The organism is Acidithiobacillus sp. TH-A36 (assembly GCF_057473445.1).
The window spans coordinates 1-1,164 of sequence record NZ_JBYCKP010000355.1 but is presented as its reverse complement, the minus strand read 5'-3'; the positions used below and the strand labels follow the sequence as shown (position 1 = coordinate 1,164).

General features: G+C 54.3%; 2 protein-coding genes and 1 pseudogene. 1 reads left to right on the top strand and 2 read right to left on the bottom strand.

Annotated elements, in window-relative coordinates; all coding sequences use genetic code 11:
- A pseudogene (locus AC2VLY_RS09435) lies at positions 1-332 on the top strand (hypothetical protein); the annotation flags it as partial.
- Here the strand turns inward: AC2VLY_RS09435 and AC2VLY_RS09430 are convergent.
- Complete coding sequence (locus AC2VLY_RS09430) at positions 305-562, bottom strand: hypothetical protein (protein ID WP_193650377.1); 258 nt, start codon at positions 560-562, stop codon at positions 305-307. The pseudogene AC2VLY_RS09435 and the gene AC2VLY_RS09430 sit on opposite strands and share 28 nt — an antisense overlap.
- A gap of 123 nt (positions 563-685) precedes the next feature.
- Positions 686-1,164: DNA oxidative demethylase AlkB (gene alkB, locus AC2VLY_RS09425; RefSeq protein WP_486922159.1), on the bottom strand; the 479-nt coding region annotated here is incomplete at its 5' end.

Genomic DNA, 1,164 nt, shown 5'->3' with positions numbered 1-1,164 from the left:
CGCATCTGCAAACTCCGCAAAAGGCAGCAACTGTAACCCCATCTTCAGCAGCCAGCGATAAAACCCTGACAGCCATAGAACGCTTGAATCTCCTGGCAGCACTGAATAACTATCAAAACAGCCTGCGACCGCCCCCGGAGCCCGGGCACCATGTTTACATACCGGCCTATATCAGCCCTGCGCCTTTTCCACCGTACCGACCCGGTCGTTCACCCCATTGGCGGCGGCCTCCACCCAGACCTATCCGCCCCCCGAGCAATCGTCCGCCGACTGTCCTTTTGCAACCACCTGCCCCAGCCTCGGCTTATTCTGCGCCCGTACTGTTGCCGTAGTCGAGAATGGTTGCCGAAGAAACCGTCAACGCTTCCCTTTCACTGATAATCTGCGCGCCGTGCTTCCAGAGATAATAAATGACGATGACCCCCATGGGGATGAGCAGGGTCAACACAAAAGTAATAAAAAAGGTGATGATTTTCAGGTTGCGGCCCCATCTGGTGCGCGCCGTACCAATGGCCAATGCCACACTTCTCAGTTCTTTTCCGTCGGGATTTTCTACGCTCACGAGCACTCCTGTTGTTGGCTACCGGAACACAAGGTCTCATGTTATTCCTGCGGAATAAGCAAAACAATTCCCGTTGGGACGACGTCAATCGCGTTCAGCGTGCAAAGACCGACATCCGCAATTTCAGTGCGCCTTGCGCAAAGTCAGATTAATGCGCCTTGCACCCACGAGAGGGTGATCTCCCGGCTTGATCGGAGCAACACCATGATAACGCAGGCGGGCAGGGCCACCCCAGACCAACACATCACCATGCTCTACAAAAATACGTTTCACCTTATCCCGACGTTGCGCACCGCCAAACAGAAAAGTGGCTGGCAAACCCAGAGAAACGGAAACAATGGGCGCATCCATGTCCTGCTCGTCCCTATCCTGATGTAAAGACATCCGCGCTCCCGGAACATACACATTCACCAGACAGGCATCCGGCGTGAAACCGGCAAAACCCGCTTTTTCCGACGCAGCTTGAGCCAAGTTCAAAATAATGGCGGGAATTTCCGGCCAAGGCTCCGCATTTTCTGGATCTTTGGACACATATCGATAACCCTGCCTGTCCGACACCCAACCCCATGCGCCGAAATTACTCATGGCGACGGACATTGTTT